The following is a 23,180-nucleotide window of genomic DNA, read 5'->3' as shown; positions in this document are numbered from 1 at the left end:
GTCGGCGTACGCTGGCGGCACGGTTCCGGCGCCGCCGGGGCCAGCCGGGGACGGCGAGCGTGGAGAGGGTGACGCGGAGGTCATGATGACCGACGAGGGCCGGGTGTCGCTGCGGCGCATCCTGCAGAGGTTCACCGCCAGCGAGGCCGAGATCGACGCGCAGGAGCTGCGCCGGGAGAGCGCCGAGTGCGGCGGAATCCCCGCCCAGCAGTGCTCCCGGGGTCAGCTGGTCTCGGTCGCCGGTCGGCTGCGCACGGTGGTCTACACGCCGCGCACCAATCTGCCCACCCTTGAGGCCGACCTGTACGACGGCAGTGACGTGGTGACCCTGGTCTGGCTGGGTCGACGGCACATCGCCGGGATCGAGCCGGGCCGGCATCTGACCGCCCGTGGCCGGGTGGCCGTGCGGGACGACCGCAAGGTCATCTACAACCCCTACTACGAGCTGGACTCGCCCAAGTGACGGCACTGCGGACGGAAGGCCGGCGATGACGACGGGACAGGACCGGGCGGCACAGCCGGATACCGACCCTCAGGACGAGGAGCCGCTGCCGACGATCGCCGAGCAGATGGCCGACCAGCTCGGCGGCTGGCGCGGGCTGGTCGAGTCGAGCATCCCGGTCGTGGTGTTCGTCGTCGCCAACATCATCGGTGAGCTGCGGCCGGCGGTGATCGCGTCGATCGCGGTGGCAGTGCTGATCGCCGGGCTGCGGCTGGCCCAGCGTCGGCCGATCCGGCACGCCGTCAACGGGCTCTTCGGCGTCGGCGTCGGCGCGGCCATCGCGTGGCGCACCGGCGACGAGCGTGACTTCTACCTTCCCGGCATCCTCTACGGCATCGGCTACGGCGTCGCCCTGCTGATCTCGGCCGCGATCCGGCAGCCGCTGGTGGGCTGGATCTGGTCGGTGTTGGTGGCCAAGGGCCGTTCGGAGTGGCGGTCCGACCCGAAGCTGGTGCGCACCTTCACCCAGCTGACCGTGCTCTGGGGCGTGGTCTGGCTGGCCAAGGTGGGCGTGCAGGCCGGGCTCTACCTGGCCCACCAGGACACCGCCCTGGGCGTGGCCCGGCTGGCGCTGGGCTACCCGCCGTACGCGCTGCTGTTGCTGATCACGGTCTGGACGGTGCGCCGGGTCACCCGGGAGTCGCCGCCGGCCCCGCTGCCCAGCGCCTGAGCGAGGCCGGGCCACCCGGATCGCTCAGCGCGCCGTCGGGTCAGCGTGAGCTGCGGGTCCGTTCGACGCTGTCCGGCCCGAGGATCACCGCGCGGACCTCGTCCTCCACCTCGGCGGTGCAGACGAAGATCAGCTCGTCGCCGGCCTCGATCGGGTCGTCCGGGCTGGGCACCAGGACCCGCTTGCCGCGCAGGATCGCCACCAGGGCGGAGTCCCGGGGCAGCGGCACGGCGTGGATCGGCTGGCCGACGTAGGGCGCGGTCGGCGGCAGGGTGATCTCCACGAGGTTCGCCTCGCCCTGTCGGAAGGTCATCAGCCGGACCAGGTCGCCGACGGTGACCGCCTCCTCGACGAGCGCTGCCATCACCCGCGGCTTGCTCACCGCGACGTCCACGCCCCACTGCTCGGTGAACAACCACTCGTTCTCGGCCCGGTTGACCCGGGCGACCACCCGGGGCACCGCGAACTCGGTCTTGGCCAGCAGCGACAGCACCAGGTTGGTCTTGTCGTCGCCGGTCGCCGCGACCACCACGTCGCAGCCGGCGACGTCGGCCTCCTCCAGGCTGCTCAGCTCGCACGCGTCGGCCAGCACCCACTCGGCGGCCGGCACCCGGTCCGGGCGCAGCATCTTGGGTTGGCGCTCGATCAGCATCACCTGGTGGCCGTTGTCGATCAACTCCTGGGCGATCGAGCGGCCCACGTTGCCCGCGCCCGCGATGGCGACCCGCATGGCTCAGTGCCCTCCTTCCGGCGGCGTCGCCGCCACCGACGTGACGGTCGCCACGATGTCATCGCTGACCAGCATGAACACCTGGTCGCCCTCCTGCATGACGGTGGAGCCGGTGGGCAGCGTGCCGATGCCGAAGCGGATCAGGTAGGCCACCCGGGCCCCGGTCGCGTCCTCCAGCGTCCGCACCGGTCGGCCGATCCAGTCCTTGTGTACGGGCACCTCGACGATCGACACCGTGCTCGTCGGGTCGCGGAAGATCTCCACGTTGCCCTCCGGCACCAGGTGTCGCAGCATCCGGTCCGCCGTCCACCGCACGGTCGCCACGGTGGGGATGCCCAGCCGCTCGTAGACCTGCGCCCGGCGCTGGTCGTAGATGCGGGCGGCGACCCGGGACACGCCGAACGTCTCGCGGGCCAGCCGGGCCGAGATGATGTTGGAGTTGTCGCCGCTGGACACCGCCGCGAAGGCGTCCGCGCGCTCGATGCCGGCCTGCCGGAGCACCTCGCCGTCGAAACCGGCCCCGGTCACCGTGATCCCGGCGAAGTCGGGGCCGAGCCGGCGGAAGGCGTCGGCGTCCTGGTCGATCACCGCCACCGAGTGTCCTCGGGACTCCAGGCTGTGGGCGAGGGTCGACCCGACCCGACCACATCCCATGATCACGACGTGCACGCTGTCCCTCCCAAGGTGCGTACCACTCCCGCTGCCGGTGGCCTTCGAGTGCGAGCCTGCCACGTCCCGGTCGCGAGCGGGGACCGACCGTACCCCGCCGTCGCGAGCAGCGGTGATCGCCCACCCCCGCGCCCCCGCGGTGGTGGTCGTACTCTTGGCGTTCGTGGCCAGTCCCACCTCGCTGCTGAAGCGGCTTCTTCTCGGTCGACCGTTCCGGTCCGACCGGCTCCAGCACACCCTCCTGCCGAAGCGCATCGCGCTGCCCGTGTTCGCCTCCGACGCGCTGTCCAGCGTCGCGTACGCGCCCGACGAGATCCTGCTGACCCTCTCCATCGCCGGTGCCTCGGCGTACGTCTTCTCGCCATGGATCGCGCTGGCCGTGGTCGTGGTGATGCTCACCGTGGTGGCGAGCTACCGGCAGAACGTGCACGCCTACCCGTCCGGTGGCGGCGACTACGAGGTGGCCACTGTCAACCTGGGGCCGAAGTTCGGCGTCGGGGTGGCCAGCGCGTTGCTGGTCGACTACGTGCTCACGGTGGCGGTGTCGGTCTCCTCCGGGGTGGCCAACCTGGGCTCGGTGGTCCCGTTCGTGGCCACCCACAAGGTCCTGATCGCGGTGAGCGCGGTGATCCTGCTGAGCGCGGTCAACCTGCGTGGGCTGCGCGAATCGGGCACGGCGTTCGCCATCCCCACCTACGGCTTCGTGATCGTGATGGGCGGGATGCTGCTCACCGGGCTGTTCCGGGTCTTCGTGATGGGTGACGAGCTGCGCGCGCCGAGCGCCGACCTGGTGATCCAGGCCGAGCACAGCGTGACCGGTTTCGCGCTCATCTTCCTGCTGCTGCGGACGTTCAGCTCGGGCGCCGCCGCGCTCACCGGTGTCGAGGCGATCTCCAACGGGGTGCCGGCGTTCAAGGCGCCGAAGAGCCGCAACGCCGCCACCACCCTGCTGCTGCTCGGCGGCATCTCGGTGAGCATGCTGGTCGGGATCATCTGGCTGTCCCGGCTGACCCACCTGCAGTTCGTGGAGGATCCGGGCCTCCAGATCGTGTCCGGCCCCGAGGGGTACGTGCAGAAGACGGTCACCACCCAGCTCGGGGAGACGGTCTTCGGTTCCGGGTCGATCCTGCTCTACGTGGTGGCCGGAATGACCGCCCTGATCCTCTTCCTGGCCGCGAACACCGCGTTCAACGGCTTCCCGGTGCTCGGCTCGATCCTCGCCCAGGACCGCTACCTGCCCCGCCAGTTCCACACCCGGGGCGACCGGCTGGCGTTCTCCAACGGCATCGTCTTCCTGGCCCTCTTCGCGATCGTGCTGATCGTCGGCTTCCAGGCCGAGGTGACCCGACTCATCCAGCTCTACATCGTCGGGGTCTTCGTCTCGTTCACCGTCTCCCAGGCCGGCATGATCCGGCACTGGAACCGGCACCTGCGCACCGAGCGGGACCCAGAGGCGCGCCGCCGGATGCACCGCTCGCGGGCCATCAACACCTTCGGCGCGGGCCTGACCGGCGCGGTGCTGGTGATCGTCCTGATCACCAAGTTCCTGCTCGGCGCCTGGATCGCGATCGCCGCGATGGCGGTGATCTACGTGCTGATGCTGGCGATCCGCCGGCACTACGACCGGATCGCCGTCGAGCTGACCCCGCCGGACGAGGGTCGGGCGGTGCTGCCCGCCCGCAACCACGCGATCGTGCTGGTCAGCAAGCTGCACCAGCCGACGCTGCGGGCCATCGCCTACGCCCGCGCCACCCGGCCGGACACCCTCACCGCGGTGACCGTCAACGTGGACGAGAAGGACACCCGGGACCTGCAGGCCGACTGGGAGCGACGGGAGATGGCGATCCCGCTCACCGTGATCGACTCGCCGTACCGGGAGATCACCCGCCCGATCCTGGACTTCGTCGCCTCCACCCGCCGCAAGTCGCCCCGGGACGTGGTCACCGTGTTCATCCCGGAGTACGTGGTCGGCCGTTGGTGGGAGAACCTGCTGCACAACCAGAGCGCCCTGCGCCTCAAGGGCCGGCTGCTCTTCGAACCGGGTGTGATGGTGGTCAGCGTGCCGTGGCAGCTCGCGTCGACAGCGAGCAAGAACCTGGACCGGCTGGACGCCACGCTGTCCCGGACACCGGCGCGGGGGCCACGAAGCGCCGTGCCACCACTGGTCGCCACGCCGCCGGTGGCCGCCACGCCGCCCGGCGAGGGCGGACCTGAGAACAGCGGAACGATGGGGAACAGTCGTGACTGAGCCGGGCGGTCCGCGGACCGCGACACCGCCGCCGCCGTCGGCGTCGGCCTCATCGGCGTCCGAGCGGGTCCTGGCCGAGACGGACCGGGTCGAGCTGACCGTCGACGCCGTCGCCCCCGGCGGGCACTGTGTCGCCCGGGTGGACGGGCAGGTGGTCTTCGTCCGGCACGCGCTGCCCGGTGAACGGGTCATCGCCGAGGTCACCGAGGTGCACCGGGGGTTCGTCCGGGCCGACGCGGTGACCGTGCTGGAGCCCTCACCGGACCGGGTCGAGCCGCCCTGCCCGTACGCGAAGCCGGGTGCCTGCGGGGGCTGCGACCTCCAGCACGTCGCACCGGCCGCGCAACTGGCCTGGAAGACCGCCGTGGTCCGCGAGCAGCTGGTCCGCCTCGGTGGGCTGACCGACGTCGAGCTGGACCGGCTCGGCGTCGGTGTCGAGGCGTTGCCCGGTGGGCTGCTCGGCTGGCGCTCCCGGGTCCGTTACGCGGTCGACGCCGCCGACCGGGCCGGCCTGCTCAAGCACCGCTCGCACGAGGTGGTGCCGATCGACCGCTGCCGGATCGCCCACCCGGCCATCCAGCAGCTGCCGGTGCTCACCCCCACCGGTGCGCGCTGGCCGGCCGCCGAGGCGGTGGAGACCGTCGCCAGCACCGGCGGAGACGTGACCGTCACGGAGATCCGCGACGGGGTACCCGCCCCGGTCAGCGGCCCGACCGAGGTCCGCGAGGTCGCCGCCGGACGGGACTGGACGCTGCCCGCGTCCGCGTTCTGGCAGGTGCACCCGGCCGCCGCAGACGCCCTCTCCACGGCCGTGCTGGAGTTGCTGGACCCGCAGCCGGGCGAGGTCGCCTGGGACCTCTACGGCGGCGCTGGGCTGTTCGCCGCCGGGCTGGCCGCACGGGTCGGCGCGACCGGCCGGGTGACACTGGTCGAAGCGGCGGCGCAGGGTGTCGCCGCCGCCCGGGAGAACCTCGCCGACCTGCCCGGCGTCGAGGTGGTGTCGGCCCGGGTGGAGACCGCGCTGGCCCGCCGACGGATCACCGGCCCGGTCGACGTGGTGGTGCTCGACCCGCCGCGCTCCGGGGCCGGTGCCCAGGTGGTCCGCGCGCTGGCCGCCGCCGGCCCGCGGGCGGTCGCGTACGTGGCCTGTGATCCGGCCGCCTTCGCCCGGGACGTGCGGACCTTCGCCGACCTCGGTTGGCGGCTGGCGGCGCTACGGGGTTTCGACCTCTTCCCGATGACGCAGCACGTCGAGCAGGTCGGGCTGCTGCTTCCGCCGGACGTGCGGTAGAACGCCCCGCGTCGGCTGTGTCGGCGCCTGACCGGGTGCTCAGCGGCCCACTCCCCGCCCGGCCGGGGTGCGTGGGGCTCGGGCCGGGCTGCGGAGTACCGGGGGGCCGATAGACTCTCCGGTCATGAGTGTTGAAGAGGACACGGCCAACCACGGCCGGCTGCTGGGGACGGTTCGCGGTCCGCAGGACGTCAAGCGGATGTCCGGCGAGGAACTGGACGTCCTCGCCGCCGAGATCCGGGACTTCCTGATCACCAAGGTCTCCCGTACCGGCGGGCACGTCGGGCCCAACCTCGGTGTGGTCGAGCTGACGCTCGCCATGCATCGCGTCTTCGACTCCCCCCGGGACCGGCTCCTGTTCGACACCGGCCACCAGGCGTACGTACACAAGATCCTTACCGGGCGGCAGGCCGGCTTCGACAAGCTCCGCCAGCGCGGTGGCCTCTCCGGCTACCCCAGCCAGGCGGAGAGCGAGCACGACCTCATCGAGAACTCGCACGCTTCCACCGCGCTGTCCTACGCCGATGGCCTCGCCAAGGCGTACGCCCTGCGGGGCGAGGCGCGCAGCGTCGTGGCCGTGGTCGGTGACGGCGCGCTGACCGGCGGCATGTGCTGGGAGGCGCTGAACAACATCGCCACCGCCGGTAACTCCCTCGTGATCGTGGTCAACGACAACGGCCGGTCCTACTCGCCGACCATCGGCGGGCTGGCCGACCACCTCTCCTCGCTGCGGCTCAACCCCGGCTACGAGAAGGTCCTCGACACCGTCAAGGACGCCCTCGGCTCCACGCCGCTGGTCGGCAAGCCAATGTACGAGGTGCTGCACGCGGTCAAGAAGGGCATCAAGGACGCGGTCGCTCCGCAGGCCATGTTCGAGGACCTGGGCATCAAGTACGTGGGCCCGGTGGACGGGCACGACGTGGGCGCGGTCGAGGCGGCGCTGCGCGCGGCCAAGAACTTCGGCGGCCCGGTCATCGTGCACGCCGTCACCCGCAAGGGCTACGGCTACCGTCCCGCCGAGGAGGACGAGGCGGACTGCCTGCACGGCCCCGGCAGCGCCTTCGACGTGGAGACCGGCGCCCTGCTGGCCGCCCCGTCGGTGAAGTGGACGCACGTCTTCGCCGACGAGTTGCTGGCCATCGCCGACGAGCGGCCGGACGTGGTGGGCATCACCGCCGCCATGGCCGAGCCGACCGGCATCGCCAAGCTCGCCCGCAAGTACCCCGAGCGGGTGTACGACGTGGGCATCGCCGAGCAGCACGCGGCCACCTCCGCGGCCGGGTTGGCGCTCGGTGGTCTGCACCCGGTGGTCGCGGTCTACGCCACCTTCCTCAACCGCGCCTTCGACCAGGTCCTGCTGGACGTGGCGATGCACAAGCTGCCGGTGACCTTCGTGCTGGACCGGGCGGGCATCACCGGCCCGGACGGGCCCAGCCACTACGGCATCTGGGACATGTCGGTCTTCGGGGTGGTGCCGGGGCTGCGGATCGCCGCTCCCCGCGACGCCGCCACCCTGCGCGAGGAACTGCGCGAGGCGATGGCCGTCGACAACGGCCCGACCGTGGTGCGGTTCCCGACCGGTGCGGTCGCCGCGGACCTACCGGCGCTGTGCCGGGTCGGCCCGGTCGACGTGCTGGCCGAGTCCGCCCGTACCGACGTGTTGCTCGTCGCCGTCGGCTCCTTCGGCCAGTTGGGCATGGAGGTGGCCGCCCGGGTCGCCGAGCAGGGCTACGGGGTCACCGTCGTCGACCCCCGCTGGGTGCGTCCGGTCCCGGCGGAGCTGGTCGACCTGGCCGCCCGCCACCGGCTCGTGGTCAGCGTCGAGGACGGCGTCCGGGTCGGCGGGGTGGGCGACGCGCTCGCCCAGGCGATGCGTGACGCCGACGTCCGGGTGCCGCTCAAGGACCTGGGCGTTCCGGCCGACTGGCACCCGCACGGCACCCGCGCGCAGATCCTCGCCGACCTGGGTCTGACCGCTCAGGACGTGGCCCGCAACGTCACTGGTTGGATCTCCGGCCTGGATGCCACCCCGGACCGCCTCACCCCCAGCGACGCGGCCGCACAGAACTGACGAAAACGAACGACGGCGGGCGTCCCTCGGGACGCCCGCCGTCGTGTATCCATCCCCAATCCCGTCGCCCCGCCCCGCCTCGCCCTCGTCCCGCCTCGTCCCCGCCGATCTTGCACTTTCGGTTGCCGTGATGCGCCTTGAGTGCCGATTTGTCGGCACAGAAAGTGCAAGATCGCGGGGGCGGGGTGGGCGGGCCGCGGGTGGGGTGGGTGGGGTGGGTGGGGGGTGGGGTTAGCGGGGGGAGATGGAGCGGTAGTGGGTTTTGTCGGTGTTGGCGAGGCTGTAGGTCTGGGAGCGGGACGGGGTGGGGATGACCACCAGGCCGGGGCGCTCGACCAGCAGGGGAGTGCCCGGCGGAACGGACAGGGAACTGTCCCGGGTGGCCCGCCAACTCAGCACCACCAGCGGCTGACCGGGCACCGGCAGTTGGTACGCCTGCAACGGGGTGGCCCGGTCGGCGGGTGAGACGACGGGCGCGCTCCCGTCGGCCGGTCGATAGATCACCGCCGTCATCGCGCCGGCGTCGGTGTCCCAGCTGAGCTGCTGCAACTCGGCCGGCTCGCCGCCGCCGAGGGCCACTTCGCCGAGTGAGCGCACGGTGAGCTTCGCCATCGGCCAGGACGTCGGCACCGAGCGTGGGGCGTCCCGGTCCCCGATCCGGCGCGGGATGCTGCCGAAGGGGCCGCGATCGCCGGACAGCACGCAGGTGTCCAGTCCGGTGAGCGCCCGCCGGCCCGTGCCGGACTCGTCGCGGACCAACGGGTAGCGCGGGTCGACGGTGCCGGTGCCCAGGTCGAGCAGCCGGTCGGCGGCCCGCCCACGGGGGAGCGACTCCGTGGTTCGCAGGGTCGCGGTCACGCCGACGGCCGTGCAGGACGGCACGTCGACCGGTGCGCTGAGACCGTCAGCGATGGTCAACGTCCGGTCCTGTGGCCCGAGGAGGCGCTGTACCCGGGCCGAGACCAGGTAGCGCCGGCCACCGGCCGTCTGCACCGGCAGCACGTCGGAGTAGACGAGGTAACCCGGGTCGGTGTACTCGGTGGCGCGGGTCACCGCGTACCGGTCGCCCTCGCGGGTCAGTTGCAGCAGCCAGGACGCGCTTTCGCCGGGCACGTCGGCGGCCACCAGCGCCACCGGGGCGCCGTCGACCCGGCCGGAGAAGAGGATGCCGGACGAGGGCAGGTGCGCGCGGTCGTCGGCCGGCGACCGCCAGCCCCGGACCGCGGCAGTGACCGCCGCCGTCGCCGCGGCGTCCCCGGAGAGGTCGCCGCGGGGCGGCCACACGGCGAGGGTGCCGTCCAGGCTGTCGTACCCGACCCGGAGGTCCTGCGGCTTCCGTTCGGCTACCGGACCGCAGGCCGTGCCGGCCAGCAGCGCGCTCAGCAGGACGGGAAGCGCCCTGCCGTACCGACGGCCTGGAGTCACCTGGCCCGCCCCCGATCGCCTCGCCGTCGCTGTCGGAAAGCGCCATAGTACGAGATGTCCGATGCGGCGCCTCAGCTGGCCGGCATCCGACCCACCACAATGGACGCCACCGGGGGTTTAGGGCGTTTTGGTTGCTCCGGTAGACTCCGCCGACTGTGACGCCTGCCGAGTCCCGCGCCCTGCCCGCGCCGCACCCGGAGGCGGCAGCCGACTCCGCCGAGCTGGTGAGCTACCGCACACCGGCCGGCCTCTTCGCCGGCCCGCCCGCGTTGGCAGCCCCCACCACAGCGCCGGCCGAGCCTGAAGCGCCGGCCAAGCCCGGAGCGCCGGCCGACCCCGAGACGCCGGCCGAGACCGGAACGCCGGCCGAGACCGGAACGCCGGCCGAGACCGGAACGCCGGCCGAGAGCGCGGTGCCGACGCGGGCGCGGTGGCGTCGGTGGACTCGGCGCCGGCAGCACCTGGCGGTGGGCGGGCTGTTCCTGCTCGCCGCACTCTGGGTGACCAGCCGGATCTGGCTGGACCCGTCCGGCCGGGTGGCCTCGCTCTACACCGGTGACCCGGCCCAGGTGCAGTTCTTCCTGGCCCACTCGGTACGCGTGGTGCTGCACGGCGAGTACCCGTTCTACACCGAGCAGTTCAACTACCCCGACGGCGTCAACCTGATGGCCAACACGGCCGTGCTGGCGCTGGGCATCCCGATGGTCCCGGTGACGCTGCTCTTCGGGCCGGCGGTCTCCTTCGTGGTGCTGGTCACGCTCGGCCTCGCCGGCACCGCCATGGCCTGGTACCTGATGCTCTCCCGCCACCTGGTGCGTACCCCGCTCGCGGCGGCGGTCGGTGGCTGGTTCTGCGGGTTCTCGCCCGCGATGCTCTCGCACGCCAGTTGGCACCCGAACATCATCAGCCAGTTCCTGCTGCCGTTCATCGTGTGGCGGGTGCTGGTGCTCACCCGATCCGGAAAACCGGTTCGGGACGGGGCCCTGCTCGCCCTGCTGGTCACCGCGCAGGCGTTCATCAACGAGGAGATCCTGCTCTTCACGGCGCTGGCCTGCGGTGTCTTCCTGCTGGCGGTGCTGGCCCAGGAGCCGGCCCGGTGGCGGGCGGCGTGGCGGCCCCTGGGCGTCGGCGTGGTGACCTGCGCGCTGCTGGCCGGGGCGCTGCTGGCGTACCCGCTCTACGTGCAGTTCGCCGGGCCGATGGCCTACCACGGGCTCAGCGACGCGGTGAAGGACTACGGCAACGACATCGCCGCCTTCTTCGCCCCCGGCTCGCCCACCCTCGGCGGCAACCAGCGAGCCAACATCAACCTGGCGCCGAACTACTCCGAGGAGAACGCCTTCTTCGGTTGGAGCCTGTCGATGCTGGCCATCGGCATCGTGGTCTGGCTGCGCCGGGAGTTGATCGTTCGGGCGCTCGCGGTGACCGGCGTGTTCTTCGCCGTGCTCTCCCTCGGCGAGCGGGTCTCCTGGTGGGACCGCGAGCTGATCACCGGGCCGTGGCAGTGGTTGGTCCACCTGCCGCTGCTGGACGCGGTGGTGCCGACCCGGTTCGGGCTCATCACCAGCGTGGTGATCGGTCTGCTGCTGGCGCTCGCCGTCGAGCGGGCCTGGGCGCTACGACCGGCCGACCGCCGTACCGTCCGGGTGCTGACCGCCGCGGGCCTGGCCTTCGCGCTGCTGCCGATCGCTCCGATGCCGCTGCGGATGGTCTCCCGGCCTCCGGTGCCGGACTTCATCACGGCGGACCGGTGGCGGGCGTACGTCGGGCCGGACCAGACGCTGGTGCCGATCCCGGTGCCCAGCATGGGCAACACGCACGGCATGCGCTGGGCGGCTGCCACCAACCTCGACTTCAAGATCCCCGGCGGTTACTTCCTCGCGCCCCGCAACGGCAACACCGGTGACGCGGGCCGGTTCGGCGGTCGGCCCAGTGGGGTGGGGCAGATGCTGGAGGAGGTGGCGACCACCGGCCGTACGCCCAAGCTGGACGACCGGCAGCGTCGGCGCTTCACCGACGAGCTGCGGCACTGGCGGGCGGCGATCCTGGTGCTGCCGGTGCGGCAGCAGAACGCCGAGCCACTGCGACGTACGGTCGAGGAGTTGGTCGGCCCGGGCCGCCAGGAGTTGGATGTCTGGGTCTGGGACGTCCGGACGCTCACCGACCGTTCGGTCTGATGACCACCGGGACGACGTCCCCGAACATCTCGCCCCCGGCGACGGTCGGCGCGTCCCGCTCGGCCTGGCTGCGCGACGCGCTGGTGGTGGCCGGCTATCTGGGCCTCGCCGTGCTGGTGACCGGTGGACAGTGGGGTCACCCGTGGCGGCTGTTCCACCAGGCGGGTGACCAGATCCTCTTCGAGTGGATGCTGGCCCACGCGGCGCATGCCGTGGTCGAGGGGGAGAACCCGCTCTTCAGCACCGGGTTGAACGCGCCCGACGGGGTCAACCTGATGGCGAACACCTCGGTGCTCGGCCTGGGTGTCCCGCTCACCCCGGTCACACTGCTCTTCGGCTCGCAGGTGGCGTTCTGCGTGGCGGTCGTCTGCTGCCTCGTCGGAACCGCTGTCGCCTGGTACGTGCTGCTGCGCCGCCGGCTGGTCGGCACCCGGGCCCCGGCCGCGGTGGGTGGGCTGATCTGTGGCTTCGCCCCGGGCATGATCGCTCAGGCCGGCGCCCACCTGCACATCGCCGCGCAGTTCCTGGTGCCCGCGATCCTCGCCCTGGTGTTCCGGCCGGCCTCGGAGACGACGCGACACGGCGTGTGGCGGCCCGGCCTCGGCCTGGGGCTGCTGCTCGTCTGGCAGGTCTTCATCGGCGAGGAGGTGCTGGTCTTCCTGGTGCTCGCGGCCGGCGTCTTCGCGCTGGGTTACGCGCTCGCCGACCGGGTGGCCGCACGGCGGCTGGCGCCGGCCCTCTTCGGTCGACTCGCGGTGGCGGCCGGCGTGGCGGCGGTGCCGTTGGCGTACCCGCTGTGGTTCCAGTTCCACGGCCCGCAGCACTACTCCGGGATGGCGTTCGCCACGCAGGGCTTCCAACTGGACGTCGCCTCGTTCACCGCGTCGGCCCGGCAGACAGTGCTGGGTGACGACTGGCTGCCCGGGTTGCTCTCGCCGAATCCGACCGAGGAGAACTCGTTCTTCGGCCCGGGCCTGCTGGTGCTCGCCGTGGTGATCGTGATCTGGCAGTGGCGACGACCGCTGGTCCGGGCACTGGCCGCCTGCGGCGTGGTCTTCGCCCTGCTCTCGCTCGGCGACGAGCTGCGGGTGGACGGTGAGGCCACCGGCATTCCGGGGCCGTACCGGCTGGTCGGCGGGCTGCCGTTGCTCGATCTCGCGGTGCCGGCCCGGTTCGCGCTGGTCTGCGTACCGGTGCTGGGTGTGCTGGTGGCCCTGTCCCTGGACCGGGTCCGGGCCGCGCGCGGGCCGAACGTGGTGCCGGGCCTACCGGTGCGGCTGTTGTGGGCCGGCGCGGTCGCCGCCGCGTTGCTGCCCCTGATTCCGACGCCGCTCCGCGTGGTGCCGGTCGCGCCGGTGCCGGCGTTTCTCGCCGCCGGTGGCTGGCGTCCGCTGGTGCCGCCCGGTCGGACGGTGGTCGCGGTGCCCCCGGTCACCGGTGCCGGGCGCAGCCCGGTGATGCTCTGGTCCGCCCGTACCGGTCTGGCGTTCGCCGCGCCGGGCGGTTACTTCATCGGCCCCAGCGGCCCGGACGACCCGGCGGCCCGCTGGGGTGCGCCGGACCGGCCCACGTCGGTGCTGCTGCGGCAGGTGGCCGAGACCGGCGCGGTGCCGGTGCTCAGCGACGCCGACCGCCGCCAGGCCGTCGAGGACCTGCGGCACTGGCGTGCCGCGGTGGTCGTACTCGGGCACCTGGAGCACGGTGATCCGGTCCGCCGGACCGTCGACGATCTGCTCGGCCCGGGCCGACCGGTCGACGGCGGATGGTTGTGGGACGTCCGGGACCACGTCGGCTGAGCCGACCGGTGGCGCGGTCCTCGACTAACCCACCAGGGCGCGCACGTCCCACACCCAGACGTCGTCGACCCGCTGCGGTGGCCCCAGCAGAGCGGTGACCAGCTCACGGAGCACCGCTTCGCGGGGGTGCGCCCCGAGCACCACCACCGACGCCCGCCAGAACCGCAGGTCCTCGACGGTTTGGCGGCGGTTCTCCTCGGTCAGCTCCGGCACGGTGCCGCTGTCCATGGTGGAGTAGATGAGGGAGCTGGTCGGTCGGTTCGGCGCACCGAAGACCCCCTCACCCAGCTCGTTCGGGCCGATGAAGTAGCCGCCCGGAACGGGGAACTCCTGCCCGGTCAGCGCACTCCACCGCAGCGTCGGCAGACCGTGCACGTTGCTCGGGATCGGCACCGGCACCAGGGTCCGACCCGCCGGCACGTACGGCCGCCAGCCGCCCGCGGTGATGAAGTGCGGCGGTGGGTCGATCTGCTGGGCGGGCAGCGGGCGGGGAAAGAGCGGCAGCACGGCGAGGGCGACCGCCGCGTACCCGAGCGGGCGCAGCCACCGACGGCGCGACGCGACCGGCTCGGCGGGCTCGGGGGACACAGCCGGTGCCCCTTCGGCGGCGCGCTGGGCCGGCACCCGCGGCCGGTCGGCCACCGGGCGCCCCTGGCGGTGCGCGGCGTCCCAGGTCAACGCGAGCAGTACGCCCACCGCGGCGGCGACCACCAGCGTCAACCGCGTCGGCATCATCATCTCGACCAGCGGCAGGTCGTCCGACACGTACGACCACGGGCCGCGCACACCGGTCTCCACACCGTTGAAGCGCACCCACGGCCCGATCGCGGCCACGCTGAACACCACGATGAGCACCGCGGCGATCCGGGCGGCCAGCGAGCGGCGTACGAGCAGCACCAGAGCCACCACCGAGAGCAGCACCAGCGGCCAACCGAACCAGGTGTTCTGCTCGGTCAGACCGATCGTCTTCTCCACGGCCGGGTCGCCGGCCCAGGTGTCGCGGGCGAAGGTGACGAAGGCGACCAGGTCCTCGCCCCAGTTGTGGAACACGCCGCCCTGCAGGCCCCGGTAGGACTGCGGGCCGTTGAACTGGAACCAGATCGGGTAGGCGGTGAGCACCAGGGCCAGCCCGCCGGCGACCCCGAGCCCGGCCAGGAACGTGCCGGCGGTGGCCCGGGTGGCCCGCGGCCGCTGCACTGCGTACGCCAGCACGATGACCAGGCAGGCCAGCGCGGTGAGCAGCAGCATCTCCTCGTTGATGAAGATCTGGTACGCCACCAGCGCACCGAGCACGAGCCCGTTGCGGCGCCACCGGCCCGGCTCGCCCAGGGTCAGCACCCGCACCACGATCAGCGGGAGCAGGAAGTTGGAAACGAAGTTCGGTTGGCCGTTGGCGTGGTGGATGATTCCCGGCGCGAAGCCGAGGAACGCGCCGCCGACGAACGCCGCCGCCCGGGAGCGCACCAGGTGGCGGGAGAGCATCCAGTACCCGGTGCCGGCGGTGGCCGCCAGCGCCGCGCCCAGGTAGAGCGCGTACATCACCTGGGGGCCGAGCAGCATGGTCAGCGGGGCCAGCGGCAGGGTCACCCCGAGCAGCGAGGTGTTGGCCATCATGTTCACCCCGTCCGGGGCGTTCTGACGGGCCGTGAACAGCGGGTTCTCCAGGTGCCGCACCGAGTACTCGCCGTGCGCGAACAGCCACTCGAACCAACTGTGATCGGTGGGCAGGTGCGAGGAGACCCGGCCGTTGACGTCACCCCAGTAGTTGAGGCAGACGAAGACGCCCAGCAGCACATAGGCTCCGAGGGCCAACAGGTCGGCTCGGGCCGGACGGCGTCGAGGCCGCCGTGTCGACTCGACCTCGGCCGGGTCGGCGTCGGTCACGGGATTCAGCGAAGGGTCTACCACCGGCACAGCCACGACGCGCCATCGTACAGGCGGGGTTCCGTCGCTTTTGCCGGGCCGGTGCGCTGACTGTCCGTTTGCCGGATGGTGACCCGTCGGCCAGCCTTACCTGGTGACGGAGGAACGGTCGTTGTCGATCATCGAGCTGGGCGAGATGCGCGACGAGCCCGTGTCGGCGCCTCCGGTTCGCCGCCCGCGCGCCGTTGGTCGCCCGCTGCGCAGCGCGACTGTGCTGTTTCTCAGCCTGGTGGTGCTGGCCGGCGCCGCGCCGTCACCGCAGCGAACGGTGAGCGTGGTGCCGGCGTCGCGGACGGCCACCGCGTACCTGGCCGGGGACGGTGTCTTCGTCGTCGATCCGCCGGCACCCGACGGGGACCGGTACCTGACCGCGTACGCCCAGCCGGCACCGACCGGCGCTGGGGTGCGGCGGCGGTGGCAGGCGCCGCTGGCCCGCACCGGTAACTACCTCGACGTCCGGGTCGAACGGGGGCTGGTGTTGACCCTGGTGGCCGGTGCCCCGAACAGGCGGTTCCAGACCACCGCCTTCGACGCCGCGACGGGTCGGCAACGCTGGCAGCATCCCGGTGCTCCCCAGCCGACGCCCGGCGGTGGCCTGCTGGTGACCAATGGCCGGGAGGACGGGTCGGGCGCGATGAGCGGGGTTGAGCCCGACACCGGCCTGGTGCGTTGGTCGGTGCCGATCCCGCCGGCCGCCAGCCCCACCTACCACCTCACTCCCGAGGGGCAGGTCGACCGGTTCGTGCTCCTGCAACCGACCGGCGAGGTGCAGGTGCACGACGCCGGTACCGGCCAGCTGTTGCGCAGCATCGACACGCTGCCCGGTGACCGGTCGGCGTACCAGCGGGTGCAGATCGTCGACGATCTGCTGCTGCTCGTCCCGCCGGGCAGCACCCGGCTGGTGAGCTTCGGTCTGGCCGAGTTGGAGCCACGGTGGACGGCGGAGGTGACGCTGGTGTCGCATGTGCTCGAATGCGGTGGCCTGCTCTGCGCGGTACCGCAGACCGGCGGCCTCCAGGTGCTCGACCCGTCCACCGGCTCGGTGCGGTGGTCGGAACCGGGCCAGGACGTCCTGGCCGACGTCCGGTACGGTCGGCTACTGATGGCCAGGCCCGGCCAGGGGTACGCGGTGCGGGACGCGGCCACCGGGCAGATACGCACCGAACTGGGCGCGTGGAGTCTGATGCCGGTGCTGCGGCCGGACGATCCGCTGGTCGGTGTGCGGCGGGGTGACGACGGTCGGATGGTCGTCGCCGAACTGGACCTGGTGGCCGGCCGAACGCGCATCGTCGACGTGCTGCCGGGCATCGCCGGCAGTTGCCAGGCTTCCCTGCCGGTCCTGCTCTGCCAGCGCCTCGACGGCACGACAGCTCTGTGGAGGTTGACGCGGTGACCGACTCGGTGATCGACCTCGGCGAGCTGCGGGACGATCCGGGCCCGGAGTCGATGCCCCGCCCACCTCGCGCTCACGGTCGTCCGCTGCGCTGCGCGCTGGTCGTGGTGCTCGCGCTGGTCACGCTCGCCGCCTCCGCCGTCGTCGTACCGCCCCGGCCGGCCCCGGTGACGCTGCCGGGCCGGCCCGGGTCCGACGTCATGATCGATGGTGACCTGCTCCTGGTCATGGAGCCGGCCAGCACCGAAACGCGGCAGGCGCGGCTGGCCGCGTATCGGCTGCCCGACGCCGAGCCGGTCTGGCAGGCGCCGCTGCCGGCTGAGGCCCGGTACTGGGGGATGATTCCGCTGGCCGGGATGCTGCTGGCCACCGGGTACGAGATCGGCCCGGAGGGTCGGGACACTCTCACCGTCGCACTGGAGCGGGCCACCGGGGCGTACCGGTGGCAGCAGCCGGGCACCGTCTCCAAGCTGACCGACGGCAACGTGCTGCTGCGCAGCGGCGGCGAGACCGTACCGTCCAGTCTGCGCGCGGTGGATCCGTGCTGCGGCACCGTGCGCTGGCAGCTCTCCGGCCTGAGCCCCGACATGAGGGTGCGGGACACCGGGCTCGGGGTGGACCGGGTGGTGCTCAACCAGTTGGACGGGCCGGTCGAGGTACGCGACGCGATCACGGGCGCGGTGCTGGCCCGCGCCGACCTGCGCCCACCCGACGGCGGCCCGATCGGATTGGACCTGACCAAGGACCTGCTGCTGGCCATCGACAGAGGTTCGGGCACGGTCACCGCGTACGCGCTGGACCAGCTCGAGCCCCGCTGGACCCGCGCCAGGGTGCACGTCGACTTCGCGCTGGACTGTGGCCCCGTCCTCTGCCTGCGCACCGGCAACAACGAACTGCAGGCGCTCGACCCGGCAACCGGCGAGGTGCGCTGGCGCAGCAGCCAGTGGGGGTGGGCCTGGCCAAGCGGCGGTCGGCTGATGGCCAACCTCAGCGGCGTCGGTCCGTCGGAGCAGTACGTCGTGCTCGATGCGCTGACCGGCCGGCAGCTGGCCGACCTGGGCCGGTGGGAGCTGTACCAACTCGGTGTCGGCGGCCGGCTGGTCGGCATACGCCGGCATCCCGACGGAGGGGTGCTCGTCGGCGAGCTGGACATCGCCGCCGGAAAGGTGCACGTCGTGGACGTGCTGCCCGATGTCACCGGGGGGTGTCAGGCGATCACCGGCTACCTGGTGTGCGTCGCCACCACGACCGGCTCGTACCAGCTCTGGAAACTCAGCGACTGATCACCAGTTCGCCTGGGTGGGCGCCGGGGGCAGTGGTACCGACGCGGGTCGCAGCACGTACGCCACCCCGCCGCTGCCGCGTTGCCAGACCGCCTCGAACCCCTGTCGGGGCACGGTGCGACGGACCGCGTCGTCGTCGGGGGCGTACGGGTCGTTGAGCACGGGGTCGCCGTCGTCGGTGAAGCCGACCAGCACCATCAGGTGCCCCGCGGTGTCGTAGCCGAGCCCCGGCACCTCGTCGGCCCGGAACGCGGCGGAGACGATCAGGGGGATGCCGGCGGCGACGAACGCCTCCGCCTCGACCAGCGACCGCAGCCGGGTGACGAACGCGTCCACCCCGTGCAGACCGGCGTACGCGGTGTTGAACGGCCAGTTGCCGGCCCCGGCGTACGCGTGGTCGTAGCAGTGCCGGGCGGCGTGCACCACCACCGGACGCGGGCCGGACGGCTCCACCCAGGCGTAGCGGTCCGGCGTCGGCTCGGCGCCCCAGTAGGCGAGCACCATCGAGGTGCAGGTGGGGCTGCACCAGGAGTCTCCGCCACCACCCCACTGCGGGTACTGGCCGGCGTGCAGCCGCTGCGAGTAGCGGGGCACGTCCAGCACCCGGCCCCAGGCAGCGGACGGCACGGGTTCCCCCGCGTACCCCTGGTCAACCGTCGTGGGGCCGGTCGCGACCGCGCCGATGCTGCGCAGCACCGGGCCGGTCGGGCTGCCGGCGGGCCGGCACAAGGTCACCCGCGTCTGCCAACCGGTGACCGTCGCTCCGGTCACGATCAGGGTGTCGGTGTCGACCCGGGCGGCACTGTCGCGCTGTCCCGGCAGCGAGGTGCGCCGTACCGTGTGGTCGCCGGCGGCCCAGCGGGCCAGTCGGTACCAGTCGGTGCTGGGCGCGTCGTCGTGCCAACCGCGCAGGTCGACCTCGATCCAGCAGCCGTCCGGGGTGTCGGCCGTCCAGGACGGCACCACCTCGGCGACGGCGAAGCCGACAGGTACCGGCGGCGACGTCCAGGTGCCCCGTTCGGCGACGCCGTCGAGGACGAGCCCTCGACCGCCGGCGAGCAGGCCGTCGCCGCTGCCGCTGGTCGTGTCCGTCGGCAGGTGGAAAGCCCGGTAGGCGATGTCCCGTCGGGTGGGTGGTGCCGCAGTGGTCATGCCAGTCCGTCCGTCGTTCGGTGCCGCCGGCCAGCATCGCGTACGCCTCGGTCGCCCGCAACGCCGGCCGGCGCGGACGGCGAGGGACGATGGTTGCCGGCCGGCACTAGGTTGTCGGTGGTCAGCAGCGAGGAGGCCGGGATGCGGGTACTGGTGGTCGAGGACGAGCGCAATCTCGCCGACGCGATCGCACGCGGGTTGCGCAAGCGGGGGATGGCGGTCGACGTGGCGTACGACGGCGACGCCGGCCACGAGGCGGCGTTCGTCACCCGGTACGACGTGGTGGTGCTCGACCGCGACCTGCCGGGTGTGCACGGTGACCAGATCTGCGCCGACCTGGCGGCCTCCGGCGCGTTGACCCGGGTGCTGATGCTCACCGCCAGCGGCACTGTCGCCGACCGGGTGGAGGGCTTGCAGCTCGGCGCGGACGACTACCTGCCCAAACCGTTCGCCTTCGACGAACTGGTCGCCCGGGTGCAGGCCCTGGGCCGGCGGGCCACCCCCGCCGCACCTCCGGTGCTCGAACTGGCCGACCTGGTGCTCGACCCGGCCCGCCGGGTGGCCACCCGCGCCGGAGTGCCGGTGGACCTCACCAACAAGGAGTTCGGGGTGCTCTGCGAGCTGCTCAAGGCGCGTGGCGCGGTGGTCTCCAGTGAGGAGCTGCTGGAACGGGTCTGGGACGCGAACACCGACCCGTTCACCACCATCGTCCGGGTCACCGTGATGACGCTGCGCAAGAAGCTCGGTGACCCGCCGATGATCGAGACGGTGGTCGGGGCGGGCTACCGCACCGCCGAGGTAGGCGCATGAGCCGCCGGTTGCGACCCACTCTGCGGCTGCGGCTGACACTGCTCAACGGGGTGCTGCTGATCGGGGCCGGAGCGATCCTGGTGTTGCTGGCCTGGCTGCTGGTCCGCGACGCGTTGCGTCCCACTGACGAGTTGGTGCCCGGCACGATCGTGCTGCTCTCCGACGGCCGGCAGATGGACGCCGCCGAGTGGCAGCGGCAGTTGGTCGACGCCGCCTCCGGGGAGCTGCTGGCCAAGGGCCTGGTCGCGCTGCTGGCGATCAGCGTGGTCGGGGTGGCCGGTGCGTACGCGGTGGCCGGTCGGGCACTGCGCCCACTGCACCAGGTCACGGCGACCGCCCAGCGGCTCGGTGAGGCGACCCTGGACCAGCGGATCGGTTACTCGGGCGCCGACGACGAGGTGGCCGAGTTGGCCAAGACGTTCGACGCCATGCTGGACCGGATCGCGTCCGCCTTCGAGGCCCAGAAGCGTTTCGTGGCGAACGCCTCGCACGAGCTGCGTACCCCGCTCGCCGTGATGCGGACGGAGATCGACGTGACGCTCAGCGACGACGACGCCGACACCGCCGAGTACCGCCGGATGGCGACGGTGGTCCGCGACGCCTCCGAGCGGGCCAACGGCCTGGTTGACGCGCTGCTCGTGCTGGCGCGTAGCGAGGCGCAGGCCGGGCGGCAGCTGGGCCGGCGTACCGAGTGTGACCTCGCCGCAGGCACCGCCAACGCCCTGTCGGCGATGCGCCGCGAGGTGGAACGGATCGGCCTGCGGGTGCAGACGTCCCTGGAGTCCGCGCCGGTCGTCGGTGACCCGGGGCTGCTCGACCGGCTGGCCGGGAACCTGATCGAGAACGCGGTCCGCTACAACCACCTGCACGGTCGGCTCTGGGTGCGTACCGGCACCGACGGTGACCGGTCCTGGCTGGTGGTGGGGAACACCGGTTTCGAGGTGGACCAGGCCGACGTACCGGGGCTGTTCGAGCCGTTCCGTCGTGGTGGCCGCGAACGCACCGGAGCCCGTGGCTCCGGCCTGGGGCTGTCCATCGTCCGGGCGGTCTGCACCGCGCACGGCGGCACCGTACGGGTGGTCGCGCAGCCCGGCGGTGGCCTGGAGGTGACGGTCACCCTGCCGTCGTCGGACGCCCCGGCCGTGCCCGGAACGGTGTCCGCCGCCGGCTGATCGGGGTTGCGCGCCCCGCTCCGCCGGTGGCAAGATCGCCGGGTCAGCTCGGAGAGCGAAAGGGGGGTGCGTCGATGTCCATCAGTCAAGGCTCCGCACCCCGGGTCCTCGCAGGCTGACCCCCGGCGGCGGAGCGTCCCCATCCGAAGATGGAGGGACCATCCGTGTATCCACGGATCCGCAACATCAGTTTCGACTGCCACGACACGTACACCCTGGCCGGCTTCTGGTCGGCGGTGCTCGGCTACGCCCGGCTCCCGGAGGACGTTCCGGGTGACCCGGAAGCTGCCCTGCTGCCGCCGGACGGTGCCACGCCGAACATGTTCTTCCAAGCCGTGCCCGAGGACAAGGTGACCAAGAACCGGGTCCACACCTGCCTGGAACCGGTCGACCGGACCCGCGACGAGGAAGTCGAGCGGGTGCTCGGCCTCGGGGCCACCATGGTCACCGACCGGCGGTGCGCCGACGGGACGGGCTGGGCGGTTCTCGCCGACCCGGAGGGGAACGAGTTCTGCGTGCTCCGCAGCGCAGGGGAGCGGGTCGACACCACTGTGGAGGACCAAGCATGAGTTCGACGATCCACAACATCAGCATCGACTGTCACGACACGTACGCCCTCGCCGGCTTCTGGTCGCAGGTCTTCGACTGCCCACGGCAGCCCGACGACTTCCCTGGCGACCCGGAGGCGATGCTCCTGCCGCCGGGTGGCCCGGAGGTGCTGTTCATCGCGGTACCCGAGGGCAAGACGGTGAAGAACCGGCTGCACCTGGACCTGCAACCCGCCGACCGGACCCGGGCCGAGGAGGTCGAGCGACTGCTCGGTATCGGCGCGACGCTCGTCGCCGACCAGGTCGGCCCGACCGGTGGTGGCTGGGTGGTGCTCGCCGACCCGGAGGGCAACGAGTTCTGCGTGCTCGGCAACGCCGCCGAACGGGCGGCCGCGGCAGCGGCGCGGGCTGCGGCAGCGGTTTCCAAACCGGCCTGACCGCCGACGTACGGCGCGGGGCCCCGGCCACCCGAGGGGTGGCCGGGGCCCCGGTCTCGTACGGATCAGGACTGTTGCTCGACCTGGCCCCGGATCGCGGTGAACTCGGCCTTCGCCTGGTCGGCGGACTTGAAGTACATCACCACCATGCCCAGGCTGCCCCGGTCGGCCCAGACGCAGATGCCCAGCGGCACGGTGTCGGCCTTGCCGTCACCGCAGCGCGCCTCACCGCCCAGCGGGCCGGCGTCGACGGCCGTCATCGCGCCCACCGTCAGCTGCTTGGACAGGCCGTCCACATAGGCGTCGAGCTCCTTCTTCGGGTCCGACAGCAGCCCGGACACGCCAGTGATCATGACGAGGTCCTGCTTGGTCGGGTCACCGTAGAAGGCGGCGACCGTGCTCGTCTCGTTCCCCGCCGCCGTCTTCATCCCGCTGACCGCCTGCTCAGCGGCCGTCTGGAGCTCCGGGTTGGTGAGCTTCGGCCGGCCGGCGAGGGTTGCCGGCGCGACCACCCGGGTCTTGCTGGCGTCCACCACGGCGCCAACGTCGTCCTTGACGACGAGCCAGGTGATCGCCGCGCCGCCGACGCAGAGCACCAGCACCACGGCCAACACGATCAGCACGATCTTGCCGACGTTCGACTTCTTCGCCGGGGGAGGGCCGCCGGCCAGGTTCGGGTCGCCGTACGGCTGACCCGGCTGCGCGGGCGGGAAACCAGGCTGCGCGGGCGGGAAACCACCGGGCTGCTGTGGGTGTCCCTGCTGCTGCGGCGGCGGCCAGCCGCCAGGCTGCTGGCCCGGCTGCTGCGACGGGTCGGGGAAATTCTGCGGCGAGCCGTAGGGATTGGCCGGCGGCTGGGACATCAGTCAGCTCCAAGATGGGG

General features: G+C 72.4%; 19 protein-coding genes. 13 read left to right on the top strand and 6 right to left on the bottom strand.

Going from position 1 to position 23,180, the window contains the following annotated elements; genetic code table 11:
* Positions 1-82: 82 nt before the first annotated feature.
* Complete coding sequence (locus tag ABTW72_RS16485) at positions 83-463, top strand: OB-fold nucleic acid binding domain-containing protein (protein WP_112606044.1); 381 nt, start codon at positions 83-85, stop codon at positions 461-463.
* A gap of 25 nt (positions 464-488) precedes the next feature.
* Positions 489-1,172 (top strand): DUF3159 domain-containing protein, encoded by a 684-nt coding sequence (locus ABTW72_RS16480; RefSeq protein WP_350859556.1) that lies wholly within the window; start codon positions 489-491, stop codon positions 1,170-1,172.
* A 40-nt stretch (positions 1,173-1,212) separates the two neighbouring features.
* Here the strand turns inward: ABTW72_RS16480 and ABTW72_RS16475 are convergent, their stop codons facing one another.
* A complete protein-coding gene (locus ABTW72_RS16475) occupies positions 1,213-1,902 on the bottom strand; it encodes a potassium channel family protein (protein ID WP_124860027.1) in 690 nt (229 codons plus the stop codon).
* Positions 1,903-1,905: 3 nt separating this feature from the next.
* Positions 1,906-2,571: a potassium channel family protein gene (locus tag ABTW72_RS16470; protein WP_112586756.1), complete on the bottom strand. Its 666-nt coding sequence runs from the start codon at positions 2,569-2,571 to the stop codon at positions 1,906-1,908.
* A 163-nt stretch (positions 2,572-2,734) separates the two neighbouring features.
* Between ABTW72_RS16470 and ABTW72_RS16465 the strand changes: the two genes are divergently transcribed.
* The 3 genes from ABTW72_RS16465 (at position 2,735) to dxs (ending at position 8,181) form a co-directional block, all read left to right on the top strand.
* On the top strand, positions 2,735-4,819 hold the full coding sequence (locus ABTW72_RS16465; protein ID WP_350859552.1) for an APC family permease: 2,085 nt from the start codon (positions 2,735-2,737) through the stop codon (positions 4,817-4,819).
* Positions 4,820-4,889: 70 nt separating this feature from the next.
* Positions 4,890-6,110 (top strand): class I SAM-dependent RNA methyltransferase, encoded by a 1,221-nt coding sequence (locus tag ABTW72_RS16460; RefSeq protein ID WP_350859963.1) that lies wholly within the window; start codon positions 4,890-4,892, stop codon positions 6,108-6,110.
* 124 nt (positions 6,111-6,234) lie between these two features.
* The gene (gene dxs / locus ABTW72_RS16455; protein WP_350859549.1) at positions 6,235-8,181 is read left to right on the top strand and encodes a 1-deoxy-D-xylulose-5-phosphate synthase; all 1,947 of its coding nucleotides are present in this window, start codon (positions 6,235-6,237) and stop codon (positions 8,179-8,181) included.
* A gap of 231 nt (positions 8,182-8,412) precedes the next feature.
* Here the strand turns inward: dxs and ABTW72_RS16450 are convergent, their stop codons facing one another.
* Positions 8,413-9,606 carry a hypothetical protein gene (locus ABTW72_RS16450; RefSeq protein WP_112622227.1) on the bottom strand — a complete coding sequence of 398 codons (1,194 nt, stop codon included), beginning with the start codon at positions 9,604-9,606 and terminating at the stop codon, positions 8,413-8,415.
* A 413-nt stretch (positions 9,607-10,019) separates the two neighbouring features.
* Here ABTW72_RS16450 and ABTW72_RS16445 point away from each other — a divergent pair, with 413 nt between their 5' ends.
* Entirely contained in the window at positions 10,020-11,783 is a 1,764-nt protein-coding gene (locus ABTW72_RS16445; protein WP_258400417.1) for a DUF6311 domain-containing protein, read from the top strand.
* Positions 11,783-13,579: a DUF6311 domain-containing protein gene (locus ABTW72_RS16440; RefSeq protein ID WP_350859547.1), complete on the top strand. Its 1,797-nt coding sequence runs from the start codon at positions 11,783-11,785 to the stop codon at positions 13,577-13,579. The genes ABTW72_RS16445 and ABTW72_RS16440 overlap by 1 nt, the downstream gene beginning before the upstream one ends.
* 24 nt (positions 13,580-13,603) lie before the next feature.
* Here the strand turns inward: ABTW72_RS16440 and ABTW72_RS16435 are convergent, their stop codons facing one another.
* Positions 13,604-15,463, bottom strand: a complete 1,860-nt coding sequence (locus ABTW72_RS16435) for a DUF6311 domain-containing protein (protein WP_350859545.1) — start codon at positions 15,461-15,463, stop codon at positions 13,604-13,606.
* Positions 15,464-15,596: 133 nt separating this feature from the next.
* On the opposite strand from ABTW72_RS16435, the gene ABTW72_RS16430 reads away from it, so the two are divergent.
* Both ABTW72_RS16430 and ABTW72_RS16425 read left to right on the top strand, forming a co-directional pair.
* Positions 15,597-16,895: an outer membrane protein assembly factor BamB family protein gene (locus ABTW72_RS16430; RefSeq protein ID WP_350859542.1), complete on the top strand. Its 1,299-nt coding sequence runs from the start codon at positions 15,597-15,599 to the stop codon at positions 16,893-16,895.
* Positions 16,892-18,178, top strand: a complete 1,287-nt coding sequence (locus ABTW72_RS16425) for an outer membrane protein assembly factor BamB family protein (RefSeq protein ID WP_350859540.1) — start codon at positions 16,892-16,894, stop codon at positions 18,176-18,178. Before ABTW72_RS16430 ends, ABTW72_RS16425 begins: the two co-directional genes overlap by 4 nt.
* On the opposite strand, the gene ABTW72_RS16420 is transcribed toward ABTW72_RS16425, so the two are convergent.
* A complete protein-coding gene (locus tag ABTW72_RS16420; RefSeq protein ID WP_350859537.1) occupies positions 18,179-19,330 on the bottom strand; it encodes a C39 family peptidase in 1,152 nt (383 codons plus the stop codon).
* Between the two features lie 141 nt (positions 19,331-19,471).
* On the opposite strand from ABTW72_RS16420, the gene ABTW72_RS16415 reads away from it, so the two are divergent.
* The 4 genes from ABTW72_RS16415 to ABTW72_RS16400 all read left to right on the top strand — a co-directional run bounded on the left by ABTW72_RS16415 (position 19,472) and on the right by ABTW72_RS16400 (position 22,297).
* The gene (locus ABTW72_RS16415; protein ID WP_091402081.1) at positions 19,472-20,140 is read left to right on the top strand and encodes a response regulator transcription factor; all 669 of its coding nucleotides are present in this window, start codon (positions 19,472-19,474) and stop codon (positions 20,138-20,140) included.
* Positions 20,137-21,312 carry a sensor histidine kinase gene (locus tag ABTW72_RS16410; protein ID WP_350859534.1) on the top strand — a complete coding sequence of 392 codons (1,176 nt, stop codon included), beginning with the start codon at positions 20,137-20,139 and terminating at the stop codon, positions 21,310-21,312. The genes ABTW72_RS16415 and ABTW72_RS16410 overlap by 4 nt, the downstream gene beginning before the upstream one ends.
* Positions 21,313-21,476: 164 nt before the next feature.
* On the top strand, positions 21,477-21,881 hold the full coding sequence (locus ABTW72_RS16405; protein WP_350859531.1) for a VOC family protein: 405 nt from the start codon (positions 21,477-21,479) through the stop codon (positions 21,879-21,881).
* Positions 21,878-22,297 (top strand): VOC family protein, encoded by a 420-nt coding sequence (locus ABTW72_RS16400; RefSeq protein ID WP_350859528.1) that lies wholly within the window; start codon positions 21,878-21,880, stop codon positions 22,295-22,297. The genes ABTW72_RS16405 and ABTW72_RS16400 overlap by 4 nt, the downstream gene beginning before the upstream one ends.
* A 65-nt stretch (positions 22,298-22,362) precedes the next feature.
* Here the strand turns inward: ABTW72_RS16400 and ABTW72_RS16395 are convergent, their stop codons facing one another.
* Positions 22,363-23,160, bottom strand: coding sequence for a hypothetical protein (locus ABTW72_RS16395; RefSeq protein ID WP_350859527.1), 798 nt, complete (start codon positions 23,158-23,160; stop codon positions 22,363-22,365).
* Positions 23,161-23,180: the final 20 nt, after the last annotated feature.

Origin of the sequence: Micromonospora sp. NPDC127501 (genome assembly GCF_040302185.1) — a bacterium.
In the GTDB taxonomy this organism is placed as follows: Bacteria; Actinomycetota; Actinomycetes; order Mycobacteriales; family Micromonosporaceae; genus Micromonospora.
The sequence above is the reverse complement of the archived record's forward strand: the minus strand, read 5'-3'. Positions and strand labels throughout refer to the sequence as shown.

Coding starts and splice junctions, on each gene's coding strand:
- ABTW72_RS16485 (WP_112606044.1), top strand. CDS start 83: ATGATGACCGACGAGGGCCGGGTGTCGCTGCGGCGCATCCTGCAGAGG.
- ABTW72_RS16480 (WP_350859556.1), top strand. CDS start 489: ATGACGACGGGACAGGACCGGGCGGCACAGCCGGATACCGACCCTCAG.
- ABTW72_RS16475 (WP_124860027.1), bottom strand. CDS start 1,902: ATGCGGGTCGCCATCGCGGGCGCGGGCAACGTGGGCCGCTCGATCGCC.
- dxs (WP_350859549.1), top strand. CDS start 6,235: ATGAGTGTTGAAGAGGACACGGCCAACCACGGCCGGCTGCTGGGGACG.
- ABTW72_RS16440 (WP_350859547.1), top strand. CDS start 11,783: ATGACCACCGGGACGACGTCCCCGAACATCTCGCCCCCGGCGACGGTC.
- ABTW72_RS16420 (WP_350859537.1), bottom strand. CDS start 19,330: ATGACCACTGCGGCACCACCCACCCGACGGGACATCGCCTACCGGGCT.
- ABTW72_RS16415 (WP_091402081.1), top strand. CDS start 19,472: ATGCGGGTACTGGTGGTCGAGGACGAGCGCAATCTCGCCGACGCGATC.
- ABTW72_RS16410 (WP_350859534.1), top strand. CDS start 20,137: ATGAGCCGCCGGTTGCGACCCACTCTGCGGCTGCGGCTGACACTGCTC.
- ABTW72_RS16400 (WP_350859528.1), top strand. CDS start 21,878: ATGAGTTCGACGATCCACAACATCAGCATCGACTGTCACGACACGTAC.
- ABTW72_RS16395 (WP_350859527.1), bottom strand. CDS start 23,160: ATGTCCCAGCCGCCGGCCAATCCCTACGGCTCGCCGCAGAATTTCCCC.